Raw genomic sequence first — 21,169 nt, forward strand, 5'->3', positions numbered from 1 at the left:
AAACGCTATCTGCTCGCCCTCTTGGCTTCAGCAGGTGCTTTACTGAATCTACTGTCAGAGCCAGGCCGGATCAGATGTCAGAATCCCTGGCAGGATCGTCCGCGACGCATTCGGTCAAGTCGCGATCCGACGTCGCTCGATGCATCAGCCGCCCGATCACGCACAGCCGCAGACGCCGCGCTAACCCGCCCAGCGCCGACAATGCAGGCCTGTCCACTGCTATGAGGAAACCGACGATGTCCGAATGGATCACCCTGGATACGCATCATGGCCCGGTCCGGGCCTGGCAGGCCCTGCCAGCGGGCACGCCGCGTGGCGGCCTGGTGGTCGTGCAGGAGATCTTCGGCGCCAATCCGCACATCCGTGGCGTGGCCGAGCGCTTCGCCGCCGAAGGCTATGCCGTGCTGGCGCCGTCGTTCTTCGACCTGGTCGATGGCCCGGACGCCGACCCCGACGCCCTGCCCTATGACCCTGAAGGGGTGAAACAGGGCCTGGAACGGGTAAGTGCGCTGGGCATTGAACGGGCACTGGAAGTGGTGCGCGCCGCAGCAACCCGGCTTGCCCCCTTCGGCAAGGTCGGCACGGTCGGCTACTGCTGGGGCGGAACGGTGGCGATGCTGTCCGCGCTGCGCCTCGGCCTGCCCTCGGTGAGCTATTACGGCGCACGCAATGTGCAGTATCTGGACGAGACACCGAAGGCGCCGGTGATCTTCCACTTCGGCGCGCAGGACCGCAGCATCCCGCCGGAGGCCGTGGAGGCGCATCGCCAGAAGCTGCCGCAGATGGCGACCTATGTCTACCCGGCCGACCATGCCTTCAACCGCGAGGTCGGACATGCGTATGATCCAGACAGCGCCACCCTGGCGCTGCAACGCACCCTGGACTTCTTCACGGAGCATCTTGGATGAGCGATTTCGAACTTGATTCCCGCCTGGCCACCGACAGCGTTCTGGTGGCGCAAGGCCCGCTGTCGCAAGTGCGGTTGATGAACGACGAACGGTTTCCCTGGCTGATCCTGGTGCCGCGTCTGGCCGGGGTAACGGAGTGGATCGAACTGGACGGCGACCAGCAGGACAAGCTGCGCACCGAACTCAACCGCGCCTGCAAGGCCCTGAAGGGCTCCGACGGGGTGGAGAAGATCAACATCGGCGCATTGGGCAACATCGTGCGCCAGCTGCATTTCCACGTGATCGGCCGCCACGACGGCGATCCGGCGTGGCCGGGACCGGTGTGGGGCAGCGGTCCTGCGCACCGCTACGAACCGGACGCCCTGCAGCAGCATGTCGCCTACTGGAAGGAACGGCTAGGATATCCGGCCCACTCCTGAGACCGTGCCGACACGATGCGATTCAACCTCGTCGCCGCCATCCTGCTGATCCTGATCGGCCTGTTCATGCTTGCCAGCAACCTGGGCTGGACGCACCTGAACCTGTCCAAGCTGCTGCTGACCTGGTGGCCGGTGGCCCTGGTCGGCGTCGGCATCGCCATGCTGTTCGGCCGCGGCAAATAAGCGAAGGCGGCGCAAGCGCCGCCTTCGATCGAGCGACGCCGGGCATGGCCCGGCGCTACCGGTCCGTCAGGTGCGCGGCAGGGTGACGCCGGTCTGGCCCTGGTACTTGCCACCACGGTCCTTGTAGGACGTTTCGCAGATATCATCGGCCGCCGCCTGGAAGAACAGCATCTGGGCCACGCCTTCGTTGGCGTAGATGCGCGCCGGCAGCGGCGTGGTGTTGCTGAACTCCAGGGTCACATGGCCTTCCCACTCCGGCTCGAGCGGAGTGACGTTGACGATGATGCCGCAACGCGCGTAGGTGCTCTTGCCCAGGCACACCACGAGGGTGTCGCGCGGAATGCGGAAATACTCCACGGTACGCGCCAGCGCGAAGCTGTTGGGCGGGATGATGCATTCGTCGGCGGTGATGTCGACGAAGCTGCCCGAATCGAAGTGCTTCGGGTCCACGATGGTCGAGTTGATGTTGGTGAACACCTTGAACTCGCGCGAGCAACGCACGTCGTAGCCGTAGCTGGAGGTACCGTAGCTGACGATGCGCTGGCCGTTGACCTGCTTCACCTGCCCGGCCTCGAACGGCTCGATCATGCCGTGCTGTTCGGACATGCGGCGGATCCAACGGTCACTCTTGATGCTCATGCTCTGTCCTGGGTGCGAGGGGGCGCGAGGATTCTAGCAGGGGGCCGGGCGCCACCGCCCTCCCCGGCCGGTCCCTACAGCAGCGACGACAGGATCGGGATCGAGGCACGCGGGCGCTTGCCCACTTCCTCGATGAGCCGCTGCGCAGCGTGGCGATAGGCCTGGGCCGGCAGGGAATCCGGCTGCGCGGCGGTGATCGGTGTGCCTGCGTCACCCTGCTCACGGATGCCGATCTGCAACGGCAGCGATCCCAGCAGCGGCACGCCGTACTGCGCCGCCATACGCTCCCCGCCCCCCTCGCCGAACAGGTGCTCGACGTGGCCGCACTGGCTGCAGGTATGTACCGCCATGTTCTCGACGATGCCCAGCACCGGCACTTCGACCTTCTCGAACATCTTCAGTGCCTTCTTCGCATCCAGCGTGGCGATGTCCTGCGGCGTGGTGACGATCACCGCACCGGCCAGCGGAATCTTCTGGGTCAGCGTCAGCTGGATGTCACCGGTGCCGGGCGGCAGGTCGATCAACAGGAAGTCGAGGTCGTCCCACAGGGTGTCGTTGAACAGCTGGGTCATTGCCGAGGTCGCCATCGGCCCACGCCAGATCATCGGCGTGTCTTCCTCGATCAGGTAACCGATCGACATGGTGTCCACGCCGAAGGCACGCAGCGGTTCGATGCTCTTGTTGTCCGGGCTTTCCGGGCGGCCGGACAGGCCCAGCATGGCGGGAACGCTGGGGCCATAGATGTCCGCATCGAGCACGCCCACCCGCGCGCCCAGCTGCTGCAGCGCCACCGCCAGGTTGACGGCCGTGGTGGACTTGCCGACACCGCCCTTGCCCGAGCCCACCGCGATCACGTTGCGGATGCGCGCGTGCGGTGCCAGCCCCTTCTGCACCTGGCTTGCATGGGGACGACGGGTCGGACTGTTCACTGCGGGCTCCGGCGGAAAGTCAGGAAGGAGAACCCGACATCATACAAGCTGGGCGCAAGCTGACTTGATTCAGGATTGCCCAGATCCGCGCATGGATTCTCAAGTCGGCGCCCCACGGCGACGTTGCCTCTCTGCCCCCGCTGGGTGCACAGGTGGAAACTTTCACGTGCAGTTGACGGAAGGGCAGCACTCGTTCATCTTCCGGTCATCTTGATGCGAATCGCCACAAGGAACTGTCGATCATGGAAACCCGCCTCACGCGTGCCCGTCTGGGTGCCACCACCGCACTGCTGCTTGGCCTGCACGTCATCCACGCCTCCGCCACACCGTTGCCGGTCGAGGATTTCGCCAAGATCCCGGCCATCCAGTCTGTCAGCATGAGCCCTGACGGCAAGCAGCTGGTTGCAATCATTGCTGCGCCGGGCAGCAACAATGGCGATACCGCATTGGCCAACTGGAACCTGGACGTGCCCGGTTCGGCGCCCGTGGCGATCACGCCTTCCGGTGATCGCATGAAGTTCATTGCCGCCAGCGCGCTCAAGGCGGGTCGCAGCCTGGTGATCGGCCGACAGGAGCTGACCGCGCAGTTGTCCGGCTGCGGTGAAGGCAACTCGGTCGGCTCAACCAAGACGTTCCTGTCCAAGGCATTCCTCACCGACAGCAGCCAGACAAAGTTCGACGAGGCTTTCGCGGACAACACCCGCAAGCTCGGCATCAGCGAACAGACCCAGCGCTGCCTGGAGCTGGCCGGCACCGCGTCCCTGGTGCATTCGCTTCCGCTGGATCCGGACAAGGTGATCATCTCGCAGATCAACCAGACCAATTTTTCGGCCAGCTATTACCTGTTCAACCTCAAGACCGGGCAGACCGAGCTGCTGTTCCGTGGCGACGCCCGCTCCACCCCGGGCCTGTTCCACCCGCGCAACGGCGAGCTGCTGACGCGTACGCAGATCGAGCCGGCCGGCTCGAACGACTACGAGCAGCAGATCCTGGTCAAGAACAAGGCCAGCGGCCAGTTCGAGAAGCACGACACGCTGACCACCCGCCTGTCCGATCGCTACACGATGGAGGTGGTCGGCATCGATGACCAGAACGGCAAGCTGTACATCCTCACCGACAAGTTCTCCGACCAGGTACAGGCCCGACTGTACGACCCGGCCAGCAGAACGTTTGACAACGAACCGCTGGCGGCTCATCCCGAGTATCCGATCGGCGGCCTGATCCTGGGCACCAAGCCCAGCAACTTCAACCAGGTGCTGGGCTTCTATGTCGACGGCCCGCGCCGTGAAGCGGTCTATGTCGATCCGCAGATGAAGGCCCTGTACGACGGCCTCAAGCAGGCGTATCCGGGCAAGTACATCGCCATCACCGGTTACAACGATGATCTGTCCCGCGTGCTGTTCACCACCAACAGCGCGAGCTCGCCCACCAGTTACCAGATCCTGGTGGATCGCAAGCAGGTCACAACGCTCGGCAGCGAACGCCCCTGGGTGGACGGCAAGCAGATCGGCGAGCAGCGCTGGGTGACGTACACGGCCCGCGACGGCCGCAAGATTCCCGCCATCGTCGACCTGCCCGCAGGCTGGAAGAACGGTGACGCGGCGTTGCCGGCGCTGGTCCATCCGCACGGCGGCCCTTGGGCCCGTGACTACACCGGCTGGGATGCGTCCGGCTGGGTGCCGTTCTTCACCTCGCGCGGGTACGCGGTGATCCGGCCGCAGTACCGCGGCTCAACCGGGTTCGGGCGTGAGCACTGGATCGCCGGCGACAAGCAGTGGGGCCTGACGATGCAGGACGACAACGATGATGCGGCTGCCTGGCTTGTGCAGCAGGGGATAGCGGCCAAGGACCGCATCGCGATCTTCGGCTATTCCTACGGCGGCTTCGCCTCGGCCGCTGCGGTCGTGCGCAGCCCGTCGCCCTATCAATGCGCCATTGCCGGCGCCCCCGTAACCGACCTCGCCCGCCTGGGTGTTTCCTGGAGCGAGAACCGTCTGCAGCGCATCCTGCAGGGACAGACCGTGAAGGGCATGGACCCGATGCAGAACACCGCCAAGGCCGCCATCCCCCTGCTGACCTTCGTGGGAGACCGCGATGTGCGCACCCCCGCGTCCCACGCCAGGAATTTCTACAACGGCGTCAAGGACAAGGTGCCCGCACGCTTCGAACTGATTCCGGACATGCCGCACAGCATGCCGTGGTACCCCAGCCACTACCGCGCGACGCTGCCGCTGATGGCGGACTTCCTCAGCAAGGAGTGCGGACCGGGCGGCCTGTAAGCAACCGGACGCTGGCCCGTTCATGGACCCCGCTGGCTTGAACCCGGCGGGGTTTTTTCATGCGCCGTTCACTGAATTTCCCCTTAGCAACAACGGGTTACAGCAATTCTCCATTCATGTTGCATTTACTTTACGTGGCACATACACTCCATTAACCGAAGCATAACAAGTGGGGATCACATCGAAATGCGCAACGCCAACCGCCACATCAAGCCAAGCCGCGTCCCGCTCACTCTCGCTGTGCTGGCCTGCCTGCAGGCCGCACCGGCCCTGGCCCAGGAGACCACCCAGCAGGAAGCCGCGGCGTCAAGCACTTCCGCCCACAACCAGCGCGCCACCGACCTTGACAAGATCACCGTCACCGGATCGCTGATCCGTCGTGCGGATTACGAAACGTCGTCGCCGGTGTTCACCATCGACACCGAGCACAACGCTGCCCAGGGCCAGGTGTCGGTGGGCGAGTTCCTGCAGAAGTCCGCTATCGGTGCTGCTGAAACCCAGATCACCCACCAGTTCGGTGGCTTCGTCGTTGACGGTGGTACCGGCGTGCAGACGTTCTCGCTGCGCGGCCTGGGTGCCAACCGCACCCTGGTGCTGCTGGACGGCCAGCGTCCGGGCCCGGCCGGAACCCGCGGCGCGGTCGGCGCATTCGACCTGAACGTCATTCCCACCGCCATCCTGCAGCGTGCGGAAATCGTGAAGGACGGTTCCTCGTCCATCTACGGTTCCGACGCCGTGGCCGGCGTGGTCAACCTGATCACCAAGAAGAATTTCGAGCGCCCGGAGCTGACGGTCACCGGCCGTATCCCGACCGAAGGTGGCGGTGAAGTCTTCCAGGGCTCGCTTGCCAATGGCTGGAACTTCGAGAAGGGCAGCATCGTCGCTGCCGTCGAATGGTACCGCCACAACGAGCTGACCCGCGGCGACCGCGACTTCCTGAACTGCGGCAATGATCTGATCAAGGACGCCAACGGCAACCGCATCGACCGGCAGGATCATTCGATCACCGCCGGGACCAATCTTGCGAACTGCAACAACATGCTCATCAACGTCATCGATGAGTACGACTCGCCGATCCGTTACATTCCCTCGCCGGACGGCAGCACCGTGGGTCCGTTCCCGGGCTATCGCCCGCGCGCCAACCGCACCTACGCCAACGGCAGCCCGGTCGCCTACTACGAAGAACCGCTGAACTTCGATGCATGGGGCCAGGCTCACATCATCAACCGCCAGGAGCGCAAGTCGGCCTACTTCGCTTCCGACTTCGGTTTTGACGGGTTCAACTGGAAGACCCAGTTCCTCTACAACAACCGCAAGACCAACAACTTCCAGTGGCGCCAGTTCTTCCCGACTGTCGAGGCACCGGGCACCACCAACGGCTACGCCCAGCCCGTCCTGCCGTTCAAGTCGTCCTCGCAGACCGAGGTCGACTACTACTACCTGGCGAACAAGTTCGATGGTCTGTTCTCCGGCAGCTGGGGCTGGGAAGTCAATGCCAATGCCAGCCGCTCCAGCGGCAAGTACAGCTCGCTGGGCATCCGCAACTCGATCACCGGCGATCTGACCACTCCGAACGCAGGCGATACTCCGGCAGCGAACTACTTCGACCCGGGCTATCTGAGCGGCGCCAAGGTTGACGAACTGGTCGACATCCTGGGCATCACCGCCACCGGCAAGACCACCTATGACACCGTGACGGTCAATGCGATCTTCTCCGGTGAGCTGTTCGACCTTCCCGCAGGTGCGCTGGGCGCCGCGTTCGGCCTGGAATACCGCTACTACTCCATCGAAGATACGCCGGACGCCAATTACAAGGATCTCTGGGGTGCATCGACGGCCGACGTGACCAAGGGTAACGACAAGGTGAAGGAAGCCTTCGTCGAGTTCGACATCCCGCTGATCAAGGGCGTCACCGGTATCGAATCGCTCACCGCCAATGCTTCGGGCCGCATCTTCAAGTACGACTCGGTCAGCGGCAGTGACAAGGTCTGGAAGGCCGGCCTGAACTGGCAGATCATCCCGTCGCTGCGTCTGCGCGGTACCGTCGGTACCTCCTATCGTGCACCGGGCCTGTACGAGCTGTACCTGGGCAACCAGACCGGCTTCCAGGCGCAGACCGCGATCGATCCCTGCATCCGCTGGGAAGAGAGCGACAACACCAATATCCGTGCCAACTGCGGTGCCGCCGGCATCCCGGGCGATTACATCGGCGCAGGCTCCAGTGCCACCGTGTTCACCAGCGGCGGCGCCGGCAACCTGGTTCCGGAAACCTCCCGCGCCAAGAGCGCCGGTATCGTGTTCACTCCGTCGTTCGCTGACCTGAGCGTGGCGATCGACTACTTCGACTACGATATCCGCGGCCAGATCACCTCGCTGGGTGCACTGGACATCACCACCGGCTGCTACGGCTCGAACACCTTCCCGAACCGTTACTGCGACCTGCTGGAGCGCAACCCGACCACCGGCCCGGACGCGAATTCGATCCGCAACATCTACGCCCAGTACCTGAACATCAACCAGCAGCGTACCCGCGGCTGGGACATGACCCTGAACTGGGAACATGAGTTCGGCTTCGGCAAGTTCGCCCTGGATTCGCAGGTCACCTACACCGTGGAAGACGTGGCACAGCTGTTCGACAGCGCCGAGGCCAGCGGCCTGGCCTCCTCGGATCAGCTTGGCCTGATCGGCCGTCCGGACCTGGTTGCCAACCTGGGCCTGACCCTGACCCGCGGCGACTGGGAATACAACTGGCTGACCCAGTACATCGGCAAGACCGAGAACACCAATCTCAACTCGCGCTTCACCTACCAGGGCCGTCCGGACTCGTACCGCGACCTGGTCGCCGACGCTCGCGTGTATCACACCGCTTCGTTGAGCTACAAGCAGGCCGACTGGGAAATCCTGGTGGGCGTGGCCAACGTGTTCAACACCAAGCCGGCACTGATCTCCACCGGCGCCGGCACCCGCTACGGCAACACCGCTGCCTTTGCCACCCAGTACGACCTGTACGGCCGCACCCCGTTCGTGCGTCTGAAGTACAGGTTCTGATAGGGCCGTAGTCCGCAGCACCCCGACAGACCCGGCTTTTGCCGGGTCTGTCTTTTGCAGGGCCCGATCCAGCCCCTTGCACCCGCCCATGACCTTCGACACCCTTGCGGGGTAGGCTGGCGGCGTATCGTTCGGCCCACGGCCGTCCCCGCGGCTCTTCCCTGACTCACTCGGCCTGGAGGCCAAACATAGTGATCACGCGTACTCCCAAGATCGTGCTGCTCAGCCTGGCCGTGTCGGCCGTGCTGGCCGGCTGTGGCAAGAACGAAACCCCGGCCAAGGAGGCCGCCGCGCCTGCCCCGGCCGCCGCCGAAGCCACCACCTACACCCTGGATGAGAGCAAGCTGCCGGCCTATAACGCCTTCCAGCCCAGCGATCTGGACACCAACCTGGACGCCTGCACCGCATTCGGCGACTACGTCAACAGCAAGTGGCTGGCCGCCAACGAGATTCCCGGCGACCGCACCAGCTGGGGCGCGTTCACCATCCTCGACGAGCGTTCGGTGGCAGTGCAGCACCAGCTGGCCGAGCAGGTCGCGCAGGTCAAGAACCCGAGCCACATCGAGAAGATCGTCGGCGACCTGTGGGCCACCGGCATGGATGAGGCCAAGATCAACGCCCAGGGCATCGAGCCGCTGAAGGCCGACCTGGCCGCCATCGACGGCCTGCAGGACAAGGCCGCCATCGCCGACTACCTGCGCACCAGCGCAGCCAAGGGCGAGAACGTGCTGTTCGGCTTCGGCGCCGAGGCCGACTTCAAGAACTCGACCATGAACCTGGCCTATGCCAGCCAGGGCGGCCTGGGCCTGCCTGACAGCACGTATTACACCGACGCCAAGAACGCCGACAAGCTCAAGGCCTACCAGGCGCACGTCGCCAAGGTGCTGGAACTGTCCGGCGTCCCGGCAGCCGACGCCGCCAAGCAGGCTGAGGACGTGGTCAAGTTCGAGACCCGCCTGGCCAAGGCGTCCAAGTCGCGCGTCGAACTGTCGCGCAATGTGGAGCTGTACTACAACCCGGTCACCCTGGCTGACGCCGACAAGCTGACCCCGAACTTCAGCTGGACCGAGTTCTTCAAGTCGCAGGGCGTTGCTGCGCCGGAGAAGTTCTCGCTGGCGATGCCGGCCTTCCATGAGGAAGTGAGCAAGGCGCTGGGCGACACCGACCCGTCGGTCTGGCGCGCCTACCTGCGCTTCCACACCGTCGATGGCGCCTCGCCGTACCTGGCCGATGCCTTCGTCCAGGAGAACTACGCGTTCTACGGCAAGACCCTCAACGGCCAGAAGGAACAGAAGCCGCGTTGGAAGCGCGTGCTGGGCACCATCGAGAACGATGCCGGCGAAGCGTTCGGCCAGCTGTACGTGAAGGTTGCCTTCTCGCCGGAAGCCAAGGCGAAGATGGAAGAACTGGTGAAGAACCTGGCTGCCTCGCTGAAGGAACGCATCCAGGGTCTGAGCTGGATGAGCGAGGAAACCAAGGCCAAGGCCATCGCGAAGTGGGAAACCTTCACTCCGAAGATCGGCTACCCGGACAAGTGGCGTGACTGGTCGGGCCTGCAGACCCAGCGCGACAGCTACCTGGCCAACGTGCGTGCGGCCAACGAGTTCAACTACAAGTTCAACCTGTCCAAGATCGGCAAGCCGGTGGACAAGACCGAGTGGGGCATGACCCCGCAGACGGTCAACGCCTACTACAACCCGCTGCAGAACGAGATCGTGTTCCCGGCCGCCATCCTGCAGCCGCCGTTCTTCGATCCGAAGGCAGACGATGCGCTGAACTACGGTGGCATCGGTGCGGTGATCGGCCATGAGATGACCCATGGCTACGACGATCAGGGCGCGCGCTTCGGGCCGACCGGCAACATGGAAGACTGGTGGACGCCGGCCGACAAGAAGAACTTCGAAGGCCTGACCGGCAAGCTGGTCAAGCAGTTCGACCAGTACAAGGTTGACGGCCAGGCCGTGAACGGCCACCTGACCCTGGGCGAGAACATCGCCGACCTGGGTGGCCTGGCCACGGCCTACGATGCGCTGCAGAAGGCCTCGGCCGGCAAGGAAGATCCGAAGGTCGACGGCTTCACCCGCGATCAGCGCTTCTTCTTCAACTGGGCCACCGTGTGGCGTACCAAGTACACCCCGGAAAACGCCAAGGTCCGCCTGGCCACCGATCCGCACGCCCCGGCGCAGTTCCGCGCGATGGGCGCGCCCTCGAACCTGCCGACCTTCGCGGCCGCGTTCCAGTGCAAGGCCGGTGCACCGATGGCGCGCAGCGGCGAGCAGCAGGTGGTGATCTGGTAAGCCACGGCTGACGCCAAGGCAGACCTGCAAGGGCCCGGGATCTCCCGGGCCCTTGTTTTTGCGCGACCCGCCACGGCCGCCAGGCATACCGTGATACGTGCATGCTGCGCCCATGCGCGGCTTGCTATAGTGCGCCCGCCCTCAATCCATCATGGATTCGTTCTACATGCCCAATTTCCGTCCGCTTGCCATCGCCCTGGGCATCAGCCTGGCGACCCTGGTCCCGAGCCATGATGCGTTCGCCGCGAAGAAAAAGGCCGCCCGCGCCCCGGCCGTCAGTGCCCAGTGCAGCGACTTCTACGGCGCCACCAACGCTGGCTGGCTGAAGGCCAACCCGGTACCGCAGACCGGAGCCACCACCGCGCTGGGCCAGCTGGTCGAGCGCAGCAGGCAGCAACAGCGCGAACTGCTCGATGCGGCCATGACGTCGCCGCAGGGCAACGTGCAGAAGCTGCTGGGCGACTTCTGGGCCAGCGGCCTGGACGAGGCGGCGGTGGAAGCCGATGGCTCCAATCCGATCGCGCCGCTGCTGACCCGCATCAATGCGATCAAGAAATCCAAGGATGTGCCGGCGTCGATCGCTGCACTCCATCAGGTCGGCATCCCGGTCGCCTTCAACTTCGGTCCGGACGTCGACCTGAAGGCACTGGACCGTCATATCGGCTACTTCATGCAGGGCGGCATGGGCCTGCCGGATCCGGCGTTCTATACCCGCACCGATGCCGATACCGTGGCGCTGATGGGCCGCTACCGCACCTACGTCAAGCAGATCCTGGCACTGACCGGTACGCCGGCAGCCAAGCTCGATGCGGAGTCGCAGGCGGTGATCGCGCTGGAAACCGAGCTGGCGCGCAATGCACAGTCGCTGGCCGGCATCAACAACCCGTTCAACAACTACGCGCCGATCTCCACCAAGGAGCTCAACAGCCGCTACCGCAACCTGCAGCTGGAGGCCTTCCTGAAAGTACAGGGTGTGAACGACGATCTGGTATCGCTGGCCGACCCGGGCCTGTTCCAGCAGCTGGATGGCATGGTCACCAAGCTCAAGCCGGACCAGTGGAAGGCCTACCTGCGCTGGCGCGTGGGCGACTCGATGGCGCCGTACCTGTCCAAGGCCTACCGGGACGCCGAGTTTGAGTTCCGCGGCCGCGTACTGCGCGGGCAGACGCTGCCGCCGCAGCGCTGGGAAGCGGTGCTCGATGCCATCAATGTGGCGGCCGGTCCGATGGTCGGCCGCGAGTACGCTGCCCGCCATCTCTCGGCCGAGGACCGCCGGCAGGCGGCATGGATCGTCGACAAGGTCCGCGAGGTGCAGATCGAGGCCGTCAGGAACAGCACGTGGATGAGTGCCGAAGCCAAGGCTGAAGCACAGGCCAAGCTGGCGGCGCTGAAGATCGAGATCGGCACCCCGCTGCGCGACCTCGACTACACCGTGCAGCCGATGGGCCGGGGCTCGTTCGGTGGCAACATGCTGATCGCCTCGACCTGGCGCCATCGCGAGGAGATGAAGCGCATCGGCAAGGGCAATGCCGACCGTCGCTGGGACGTGCTGCCGCAACAGCCGTCGCTGGCCTATGACCTGGCGCAGAACCGCCTGATCGTCACCGCGGCCATCCTGCAGGGCCCGGTGTTCAACGCCAAGGCCGACAGCGCCGACAAGTTCGGCAGCTTCGGCGGCCTGGTCGGCCACGAGCTGACCCGTGCCATCGATGCCAAGGGCGCGCTGGTCGATGCCAAGGGCGAACTGCGCAGCTGGTGGACGCCGGCCGACAAGACGGCCTGGACCCTGCTCGGCAGCCGCGTGGCCGCCCAGTACGGCGCCTATGAGTTCCCGGGCGTGAAGGGCGCCAAGGTCAATGGCACGTTGACCCAGGAAGAGAACCTGGCCGACATCGCCGGCCTGGAACTGGCCTGGGCGGCCTACACCGCACAGGAGCCGAAGGCCAAGCCGGCCCAGCAGCAGGGCTTCTTCCGTGCCTGGGCCGCGTTGTGGGCGCAGCAGCTGTCGCCCAACGAAGCCGCACGCCGCCTGACCGCCGACATCCGCGCGCCGGGCATGTGGCGCACCAACGGCACGCTGGCCAACCTCCCGGCGTTCGGCGCCACCTTCAGCTGCAAGGCCGGCCAGCCGATGCAGCGCAGCGATGCCGAGCAGATCAAGGTCTGGCGCTGAGCCAGCCGGCCGTGACACGAAGGGCGCCCTCGGGCGCCCTTTTTTTTGCGCATGCAGCACGATCCGCCATTAACACGCGGCATGCTATCGCTGCGCCTTCGTCCTGCAGCGGAACCCGACCATGGCGCACAAGAACACGATCTGCATCTGGTACGACAGCGAAGCACTCGAGGCCGCCACGTTCTACGCCGGGATCCTGCCCGACAGCGCGGTAACGGCCGTGCATCACGCACCGGGTGACTATCCGGACGGCAAGGAGGGCAACGTGCTGACGGTCGAGTTCACCGTCTGCGGCATTCCCTGCGTCGGGCTCAACGGCGGCACCGCGTTCAGGCACAGCGAAGCGTTCTCGTTCCAGATCCAGACCGAGGACCAGGCCGAGACCGACCGCCTGTGGAACGCGATCGTCGGCAACGGCGGGCAGGAGAGCCAGTGCGGCTGGTGCAAGGACCGCTGGGGCATCTCATGGCAGATCAGTCCGCGCATGCTGATCGAAGCGGTGACCAGCCCGGACAAGGCCTTGGCCAAGCGCGCCTTCAACGCGATGATGCCGATGAAGAAGATCGACATCGCCACCATCGAAGCGGCGATCCGCACCGCATGACCGCGTGGGATGCGGTCATCGTCGGCGGTGGCCACAATGGCCTGGTCTGCGCGGCCTATCTTGCCCGTGCCGGCAGGAAAGTACTGGTGCTCGAACGCCGTGGCGTGCTCGGCGGCGCAGCGGTCACCGAGGAATTCCATCCGGGCTTCCGCAACTCGGTCGCCTCGTACACCGTCTCGCTGCTGCAGCCTAAGGTGATCGACGAGCTGCAGCTGCACGCGCATGGCCTGCGCGTCGTCGCCCGCCCGGCCAACAATTTCCTGCCGTTGCCTGACGGCCGCTATCTGCTGTCGGCACCCGGCCGTACCCAGGCCGAGGTGGCGAAGTTCTCCGAACGGGATGCGCAGCGCCTGCCAGCCTATGAGGCGAGGCTGGAGGTCTTCGCCGACGTGCTGCGCGCCTGGGCCCTGCGCGCGCCGCCGGACCTCGGCGTCGCAGGCGGCTGGCGCGCATTGCCGGCACTGTGGCGGATGGGCCGGCTCGGCCGGGAACTGGCAGCACTGTCCCCTGCCCTGCGCCAGGAGCTGCTTGATCTGTTCACGCTGTCGGCCGCCGACTATCTGGACCGCTGGTTTGAAAGCGAGCCGATCAAGGCCCTGTTCGGATTCGATGGCATCGTCGGCAACTACGCCAGTCCGTACACGCCCGGCAGTGCCTACGTCCTTCTGCACCACGTGTTCGGCCAATGCAACGGAGTGAAGGGCGCCTGGGGCCATGCGATCGGTGGCATGGGCGCGATCAGCCAGGCCATCGCTGCATCGGCGCGCGCGGCCGGCGCAGAACTGCGCGTGGATGCCGGCGTGAAGCGGCTGCTGGTCGAGCACGGACGCGCGGTGGGCGTTGAGCTGGCCGGCGGGGACGTACTGCGCGCGCGCGTGGTGGTGGCCAACGTCAATCCAAAACTGCTCTACGAGCAGTTGCTGGAACCGGAGCAGGTGCCCGCGGCGACGCGCGAACGCATGGCGCAGTGGCGCTGCGGTTCGGGCACCTTCCGGATGAACGTGGCGCTGTCGCGGCTGCCGGACTTCCACGCCCTGCCCGGCGCCGGTGAGCACCTCAGTGCCGGCATCATCATGGCGCCCAGCCTCGACTACATGGACCGCGCGTGGCTGGATGCGCGGCGCGACGGCTGGTCGCGCGAGCCGATCGTGGAGATGCTGATTCCCAGCACGCTGGACGATTCGCTGGCGCCGCCGGGCCAGCACGTCGCCAGCCTGTTCTGCCAGCATGTGGCACCGGTCCTGCCCGGGGGTAGGCATTGGGACACGCATCGCGATACCGTCGCCGACCTGATGATCGCCACCGTCGATCGGTATGCGCCCGGCTTCGCCGACAGCGTGCTCGGTCGGCAAGTGCTGTCACCGCTGGATCTGGAGCGGACGTTCGGCCTGGTGGGCGGCGATATCTTCCACGGTGCGCTCAGTCCCAACCAGCTGTTCTCGGCGCGGCCGATGATCGGCCAGGCCGGCTACCGCGGTGCCCTGCCCGGGCTTTACCTGTGTGGTTCAGGCACGCATCCCGGCGGCGGCGTGACCGGCGCGCCGGGCCACAATGCCGCGCAGGTGATCCTGCAGGATCTGTAGGGGTGTGCCAACCACGGCTGGCACCTGCCGCATCAGATGACCCTGCGGATCATTTGACGCTGCGCAGATGATTCGGACGGTTCGGCGGGCCGGGGGGACGGCGCTTGTTGAACGGTGGCTGGCCGCGCCAGTAGCGGATCAGCAGCCAGCCGAACAACATGCCACCCAGGTGCGCGAAGTGCGCCACGCCCGGCTGCCAGCCGGTCATGCCCAGCACCAGTTCACCGACACCGAACAGGATCACGAACGTGCGCGCCTTCATCGGAATCGGTGGGAACAGCAGCATCACCCGCTGGTTCGGGAACAACATGCCGTACGCCAGCAGCAGGCCGAACACACCACCGGACGCGCCCAGCACCGTGGCCGGATTCTCCAGCAGCGTCCCCACCAGCAGCTGGCAGACGCCGGCGCCGGCCACGCACACCAGGTAGTAGAGCAGGAAGCGCTTCTCGCCCCAGGTCTGTTCCAGCGGCGCACCGAACATGAAAACGGCCAGCATGTTGAAGAACAGGTGGCCGAAGCTGCCGTGCAGGAAGCCGTAGGTCAGCAGCTGCCACGGCTGGAAGTTGCCACCCGGGGAGAACGCATCGAAGCCCTGCTGCAGCGGCTGCAGCATGAACGGCTCGAAGGTCTGGTTGCCGAGCAGGAACGGCTGCTGCAACAGGAACAGGATCGCGTTGGCGATCAGCAGGGCCTTGGTGACGGTTGGCAGTCGCGGGAACATGGGGACACCGGCATGGAACGGTCTCCATCATAGCCGCACCGTCGTGTCGTGTCGGCGACTGCCGCGTGCGGCCCGTTCAGACCCCGGTCGCGCTCAGCCCGGTCCCCACACGGCTTCATCCAGCGCCGCCGCCGGGTCGGACGCGGGCATCCGCACCCGGCCGTTCTCCACCACCACGCCTTCCGCGCGCAGCCGTTGCGACTGTTCCCGCCAGCCCGCCGACCCCTCCGCCATGGCAATGCGCCCGTCGGAGCGCAGCACGCGGTGCCAGGGCAGTGTCGGGTCATCGTTCTGGCCGAGAATGCGTGCCGTCAAGCGTGCCCGCCCCGGCAGGCCCGCGCGCATCGCTACCTGTCCATAGCCCATCACCTGTCCCGGCGGGATCGCGTAAATCACCGCCAGGATGCGTGCACGCGCCTGCTCCGGCGTCAGCGGCGCAAGCGCGTCACCAGCAGCACGCCGAGCAGGACCAGCACGGTGCCGGCGATCTGCGCCGGCCCCATCGGTTCGTCGAGCAGCCATAGGCTCATCACGATGGTGGAAACAGGGCCCAGCATACCGACCTGCGCTGCCAGCGAGGAACCCACGCGCTGCACCGCCAGCATGATCGCCAGCACCGGCAGCACGGTGCAGACCGTGGCGTTGACCAGCGACAACCACTGCACCGGTGCAGGTGCCTGCCACAGCAGTGGCAGCGGATGGGTGATGGCGAAATGCAGCAGCACCAGACCGCTGGCCACGCAGCTGGCGTAGGCGGTCAGGCGCACCGCGCCGATCCGTGCCACCACCTGGCCGCTGCCGAACAGGTACAGCGCATAGCTGAGCGCGCTGCCCAGCACCAGCAGGCTGCCGACGATGATCTGCCCGCCCTCCCGCTGCAGATCGTGGCCGAACGCCAGCAGCACCCCCAGGTAGCTCAGCACCAGCGCGACGACCTGCCAGCGCCCTGGCCGCTGCCGCGCCAGCAGCACGTTGATCAGCAGCACCAGCGTCGGGTTGAGGTAGAGGATCAATCGTTCCAGCGTGACGCTGATGTACTGCAGACCCTGGAAATCCAGCAGGCTGGACAGGTAGTAGCCGGTGAACCCCAGCCACAGCACGCGCGCCCGGTCTGCCCACGACAGCGGCTCGACACGGCGCGAAGCCCACACCGCCATCAGTGCGAACAGGGGCAGTGCCATCAGCATGCGCAGCGCCAGCAGCGTGGTCGCATCGACACCGTGGCGCAGGCCGAGCTTGACGATCACCGCCTTGCCGGATGCGGCAACGGCGCCGATCGCCGCCAGGCCGATTCCCCCCAGGGCGATGCGTGGGGATGCGGTGGCGATGCGCGGGGAGGAGCTTGACATGGGAACAGCGGCGGGCCGCGCAGGGCGGCCCGGGGGTGCGTGTGGACGCCCATTGTCGCATGGCCCGACGCGGCAACCGCAGCGTCAGCGCATCAGCACCACTTCCTCTGCGGAGGTCGGGTGGATCGCCACCGTGTCATCGAACTGTGCCTTGGTCGCTCCCATCTTCACCGCCACCGCGAAGCCCTGCAGGATCTCGTCCGCGGCCTCGCCCAGGAGGTGCACCCCCACCACGCGCTCTTCCGGCCCGGCGCAGACCATCTTGAACAGGCTGCGCTGGGTACCGTTGGCCAGTGCCTGCAGCATCGGCCGGAAACGGCTGTGATAGACCGTCACCTGCTCGAAGCAGGCACGCGCCTCCTCCTCACCCATGCCCACCGCCCCCAGCGGCGGATGCGAAAACACCACGCTGGCCACATTCTCATAGTCCATCTTCGACTGTGGGCGGCCACCGAACAGACGGTCCATCAGCCGACGCGATGCAGCCACCGCCACCGGGGTCAGCCCCACCTTGCCCGCGATATCCCCCACGGCATGGATGCTGGGTACCGCCGTGGTCTGCCATTCATCCACTTGCACCTGCTCGTGCTCGCCGATGTCGATGCCCAGCGCCTCCAGGCCCAGGCCCCGGCTGTTGCCACGGCGGCCGGTGGCGAAGAACACCGCGTCGAACACGCTGTCCATGGGGCCATCATGGCCGAAGGCGCGGACGCGCTCACCGTCGCGCTGCAGTTCGCGCAGGCGGTAATCAAAGTAGATGCGCACGCCCTGCTGGCGGAGGTTTTCCGCCAGCTGATCGGTCAGCTCGTAGTCGAAGCGTTCCAGCAGACGCTTGCCGCGTACCAGCAGGCTCACCCGGCTGCCCAGCGCCTGCAGCAGCCCGGCCAGCTCCACCGCGATGTAGCCGCCGCCGATGATCGCGACCTCGGCCGGGGCAGCACGCAACTCAAAGAAGTCGTCGGATACCAGGCCCAGCTCCGCGCCGGGGATGTCCGGACGCTGCGGGTGCGCTCCGGTGGCGATCAGGATGTGGTCGGCGGTGTAGCGCACGCCGTCGCTGCAGGCCACCGTGTGCGCGTCGAGCAGGTGGCCGCGCGCCGGAATGCGGACGACGCCGGTTTCATCCAGGCGCTTGTGGTAGCTGGTATGGATGTTGCTGATGTAGGCCTGGCGATGGATCACCAGTTCCTTCCACGACAGTGCCGGTCGTGGCGGCACATCGAAGCCCATCGCGCTTGCCAGGCCGATACGCTCGTGCAGATCGGCGGCCAGCCACATCGCCTTCTTCGGTACGCAGCCAACATTGACGCAGGTCCCGCCCAGTTCACCGGGTTCCAGCAGCGCTACGCGCTTGCCGTACTGCGCGGCGCGGATGGCGCCGGCCAGGCCGGCAGAGCCGCCGCCAAGGACGATCAGGTCGTAATCATGGGAAGCCGTGTTCATCGGAATCGCTCGGGTCGGTAAGGGGCAGGATCGATCGCTGGCGTGCGGCCACAGACGAGATCGGCGATCAGCTGGCCGGTGCCGGCACTCATGCTGATGCCGAGCATGCCATGCCCTGCCGCAAGCCAGACGTGAGGATGGGCAGGCGCGCGGCCGATCAACGGTACATCGTCCACGCTCATCGGACGCCAGCCGCACCACTGCTCCTGCAGCTGCGCGCCACGAGGCATGCGCAGGTGGCGATCAGCGGCCAGCTGCAACGCCTGCAGGCGCTGCGCACGCAGCTGCGGGTCGGCACCGGCGAATTCCATCGTGCCCCCCAGTCGCAGCGCGTCGCGCCAGGCGATCACGAACACGGAGTGATCTTTCAGCACCGCCGGACGGGCCGGCACCAGCGGCGGGCGTGACCAGGTCAGCGAGTACCCCTTGCCGGGCTGGATCGGCACCCGCAGGTCGAGCAGCCGTGCCCATCGCGGCGACCACGGGCCGGTGGCCAGCACCAGTTCGCGCGCGCGCAGCGTGCGTCCGCCGGCCTGTACCCGGACCCCGTGTACGTCGCCGCTGAAGCCCTGCATCTCGACCTGCTCGTCGATCTCGACGCCCTGCGCACGCAGTACCCGCGCCAGCTCCGCAGTGAAACGGTCCGGGCGCAGCTGCGCGTCGCCGGGGAAATGGATCGCACCGGCAAGCCGATCATGGAACGCCGGATTGTCGCGTGCGTAGTGGCCGCCATCGATGCAGCGGGTCGCAATGCCGTGCGCATCCAGCGCCTCGCACTGGGCGATATGCTGATCGAAGCTGCGTGCATCACCGAACACGTAATCCAGGCCGCGCGTCTCGAATTCACAGTCCAGCCCATGGGTTCCCACCCATTCGGCCAGGCGCACGCGGGAATCATTCAACAGCGCAGCGCGCGCGCGCGTGGCCTGCAGCCAATGCCGCGCATTGCAGCGCGCGCTGAACTGCAGCAGCCAGCGCCACAGCGCGGGATCGAGGCGGCTGCGCACATAGAGTGGCGCGCGTGGGTCGAGCATCCAGCGCAACGCACGCAGCGGCACACCCGGCGCGGCCAGGGGCGGTGCATGACTGGGCGTGACGGTGCCGCAGTTGCCGTACGACGTCGCTGCGCCCACGCGGCCACGATCGATCACCCGTACCTGCCGTCCCTGTCCGCACAACGCCAGCGCAGTCGCCAGGCCGATGGCACCGGCACCGATCACGATCACGTCATCGCGCGCCCCCTGCATCGGTCAGCCCTTTCCAGCCTCGCGGCGCATCGGCGGCCACTGGCGATAGGTCATCGCCCGCCACAGCCACTCCATCGGTCCGAAGCGGAAGCGGCGCAGCCAGGCATGGGAAAGGGCGACCTGCGCGGCGAACAGCAGCACAGCGAAGAGCAGCTGCACGCTGCGCGGCATCACGTCGAAATAGCCCAGGCCATGGTGGTAGAACACCCAGGTGCACAACAGCGACTGCCCCAGGTAGTGGGTCAGCGCCATCCGGCCGACCGGCGCCAGCCAGCCCAGCCGCGCGCGCCACTGCACGATCCAGGCGAGGTAGCCCAGGCACATCGGCAGCGCGCCGATCATCACCAGCGCCATCGCCGAGGTCACACCAAGGTCGTAGGCACCGGGTGCCAGGTAGGGTTTCCAGGCCACACCCAGCACGGTGACCAGCAGGCCCAGCGGCAAGGCGACCCAGCGCAGCGCCGCGAACAGGCGCGGATGGCGTTCCGGCGCGGCCAGCGCGCCACTGCCGGCCAGTCCACTGCCGATCAGGAACATGCCCAGTACCGCCGGGCCGGTGATCAGCAGCGCCCCCATCGACGAACCAAACTCATGCAGGCGCTGGATGCAGGCCTGGATCCAGTTGCCGTGTCCGTAGACCATGCGCTCCCGGGCGATGCTCTGCTGCGCGTCGACCAGCATCTGTTGCGCGTCCTGCGGCGTTGCCAGTGAAACCATGGCGCCGAGCAGCAGCATCATCGCCGCGCCACCGAGGTAGACGATGACGCCCATCCACGGCAGCCAGCTGCGCGGTGCCTCGCGGCACGCCAGCAGGGGCAGCGACGCCAGCGCGTAGAGCACCAGGATGTCGCCGGACCAGACCAGCAGCGCGTGGCACAGGCCGATCAGCATGAGCCCGGCGCTGCGGCGCAGATAGAACGGAGTGAACTCGCGGCCGGCGGTCTCGGCGCGCTGTGCCATCACTGCGAATCCGGCGCCGAACAGCAGCGAGAACAGGGTGAAGAACTTGCCCTGCACGAACACATAGACGAAGGCGTCGGCCCAGTAATCGATCCCCTGCCAACGCACGTCGATACCGGTGAATGCCAGGTCCAGCGGTCCGCTGAAGGCCTCCATGTTCATCAGCAGGATGCCCAGCAACGCGGCCCCGCGCAGTATGTCCAGCACGGCGATGCGGTCGCCGGAGGCGACCGGCTGCAGGGAAGACGAAGCGCTGTTCACAGGACATCCGGCGGGCAGGTCCTTCATTATGCAGCCCGCCTGCGCGCCGTGGACGACCGCGCGGTGTTCCAGACATGCAACGGCCCGCCGAAGCGGGCCGTTGCTGCCGTCACGATCGCAGGG

General features: G+C 66.2%; 17 protein-coding genes. 9 read left to right on the forward strand and 8 right to left on the reverse strand.

The genetic code is table 11. The annotated features are described in order from the left end of the window. Positions 1–236: 236 nt before the first annotated feature. Genes ACZLIF_RS14855 through ACZLIF_RS14865 form a run of 3 tightly spaced genes read left to right on the forward strand, consistent with a single transcriptional unit; the run spans position 237 to position 1,510 of the window. Entirely contained in the window at positions 237–908 is a 672-nt protein-coding gene (locus ACZLIF_RS14855; RefSeq protein ID WP_065174892.1) for a dienelactone hydrolase family protein, read from the forward strand. Further along, the gene (locus tag ACZLIF_RS14860; RefSeq protein WP_053516834.1) at positions 905–1,327 is read left to right on the forward strand and encodes an HIT domain-containing protein; all 423 of its coding nucleotides are present in this window, start codon (positions 905–907) and stop codon (positions 1,325–1,327) included. Before ACZLIF_RS14855 ends, ACZLIF_RS14860 begins: the two co-directional genes overlap by 4 nt. 15 nt (positions 1,328–1,342) lie before the next feature. Continuing rightward, a complete protein-coding gene (locus ACZLIF_RS14865; protein ID WP_005410498.1) occupies positions 1,343–1,510 on the forward strand; it encodes a LiaI-LiaF-like domain-containing protein in 168 nt (55 codons plus the stop codon). 66 nt (positions 1,511–1,576) lie between these two features. Here the strand turns inward: ACZLIF_RS14865 and dcd are convergent, their stop codons facing one another. Both dcd and apbC read right to left on the reverse strand, forming a co-directional pair. Further along, entirely contained in the window at positions 1,577–2,149 is a 573-nt protein-coding gene (dcd, locus tag ACZLIF_RS14870) for a dCTP deaminase (RefSeq protein WP_065174891.1), read from the reverse strand. A 74-nt stretch (positions 2,150–2,223) separates the two neighbouring features. Next, positions 2,224–3,078, reverse strand: coding sequence for an iron-sulfur cluster carrier protein ApbC (gene apbC / locus ACZLIF_RS14875; protein WP_053516830.1), 855 nt, complete (start codon positions 3,076–3,078; stop codon positions 2,224–2,226). 242 nt (positions 3,079–3,320) lie between these two features. On the opposite strand from apbC, the gene ACZLIF_RS14880 reads away from it, so the two are divergent. From ACZLIF_RS14880 to ACZLIF_RS14905, 6 genes are all read left to right on the forward strand, one after another. Then, complete coding sequence (locus ACZLIF_RS14880) at positions 3,321–5,357, forward strand: alpha/beta hydrolase family protein (RefSeq protein WP_128988869.1); 2,037 nt, start codon at positions 3,321–3,323, stop codon at positions 5,355–5,357. Positions 5,358–5,543: 186 nt separating this feature from the next. Next, complete coding sequence (locus tag ACZLIF_RS14885) at positions 5,544–8,405, forward strand: TonB-dependent receptor plug domain-containing protein (protein ID WP_128988867.1); 2,862 nt, start codon at positions 5,544–5,546, stop codon at positions 8,403–8,405. Positions 8,406–8,599: 194 nt separating this feature from the next. After that, the gene (locus tag ACZLIF_RS14890; RefSeq protein ID WP_180876129.1) at positions 8,600–10,702 is read left to right on the forward strand and encodes a M13 family metallopeptidase; all 2,103 of its coding nucleotides are present in this window, start codon (positions 8,600–8,602) and stop codon (positions 10,700–10,702) included. 166 nt (positions 10,703–10,868) lie between these two features. Beyond that, positions 10,869–12,875, forward strand: coding sequence for a M13 family metallopeptidase (locus ACZLIF_RS14895; protein WP_053516862.1), 2,007 nt, complete (start codon positions 10,869–10,871; stop codon positions 12,873–12,875). A gap of 121 nt (positions 12,876–12,996) precedes the next feature. Then, positions 12,997–13,479 carry a VOC family protein gene (locus ACZLIF_RS14900; RefSeq protein ID WP_053516822.1) on the forward strand — a complete coding sequence of 161 codons (483 nt, stop codon included), beginning with the start codon at positions 12,997–12,999 and terminating at the stop codon, positions 13,477–13,479. Then, positions 13,476–15,062: a phytoene desaturase family protein gene (locus ACZLIF_RS14905; RefSeq protein WP_128988865.1), complete on the forward strand. Its 1,587-nt coding sequence runs from the start codon at positions 13,476–13,478 to the stop codon at positions 15,060–15,062. The genes ACZLIF_RS14900 and ACZLIF_RS14905 overlap by 4 nt, the downstream gene beginning before the upstream one ends. A gap of 49 nt (positions 15,063–15,111) precedes the next feature. Here ACZLIF_RS14905 and ACZLIF_RS14910 read toward each other — a convergent pair whose 3' ends face one another. From ACZLIF_RS14910 to ACZLIF_RS14935, 6 genes are all read right to left on the reverse strand, one after another. Further along, positions 15,112–15,786, reverse strand: a complete 675-nt coding sequence (locus ACZLIF_RS14910; protein ID WP_053516819.1) for a rhomboid family intramembrane serine protease — start codon at positions 15,784–15,786, stop codon at positions 15,112–15,114. Between the two features lie 93 nt (positions 15,787–15,879). Then, the gene (locus tag ACZLIF_RS14915) at positions 15,880–16,308 is read right to left on the reverse strand and encodes an MGMT family protein (RefSeq protein ID WP_241685965.1); all 429 of its coding nucleotides are present in this window, start codon (positions 16,306–16,308) and stop codon (positions 15,880–15,882) included. Continuing rightward, positions 16,215–17,135, reverse strand: coding sequence for a DMT family transporter (locus tag ACZLIF_RS14920; protein WP_128988863.1), 921 nt, complete (start codon positions 17,133–17,135; stop codon positions 16,215–16,217). The genes ACZLIF_RS14915 and ACZLIF_RS14920 overlap by 94 nt, the downstream gene beginning before the upstream one ends. 84 nt (positions 17,136–17,219) lie before the next feature. Beyond that, positions 17,220–18,578: a glutathione-disulfide reductase gene (gorA, locus tag ACZLIF_RS14925; RefSeq protein ID WP_074899444.1), complete on the reverse strand. Its 1,359-nt coding sequence runs from the start codon at positions 18,576–18,578 to the stop codon at positions 17,220–17,222. Further along, on the reverse strand, positions 18,575–19,825 hold the full coding sequence (locus ACZLIF_RS14930) for an NAD(P)/FAD-dependent oxidoreductase (protein WP_065174883.1): 1,251 nt from the start codon (positions 19,823–19,825) through the stop codon (positions 18,575–18,577). The genes gorA and ACZLIF_RS14930 overlap by 4 nt, the downstream gene beginning before the upstream one ends. A 3-nt stretch (positions 19,826–19,828) precedes the next feature. Beyond that, positions 19,829–21,073 (reverse strand): DUF418 domain-containing protein, encoded by a 1,245-nt coding sequence (locus ACZLIF_RS14935; protein ID WP_128988861.1) that lies wholly within the window; start codon positions 21,071–21,073, stop codon positions 19,829–19,831. Between the last annotated feature and the right edge of the window lie 96 nt (positions 21,074–21,169).

This window comes from Stenotrophomonas sp. 2201_Sma (assembly GCF_056486685.1).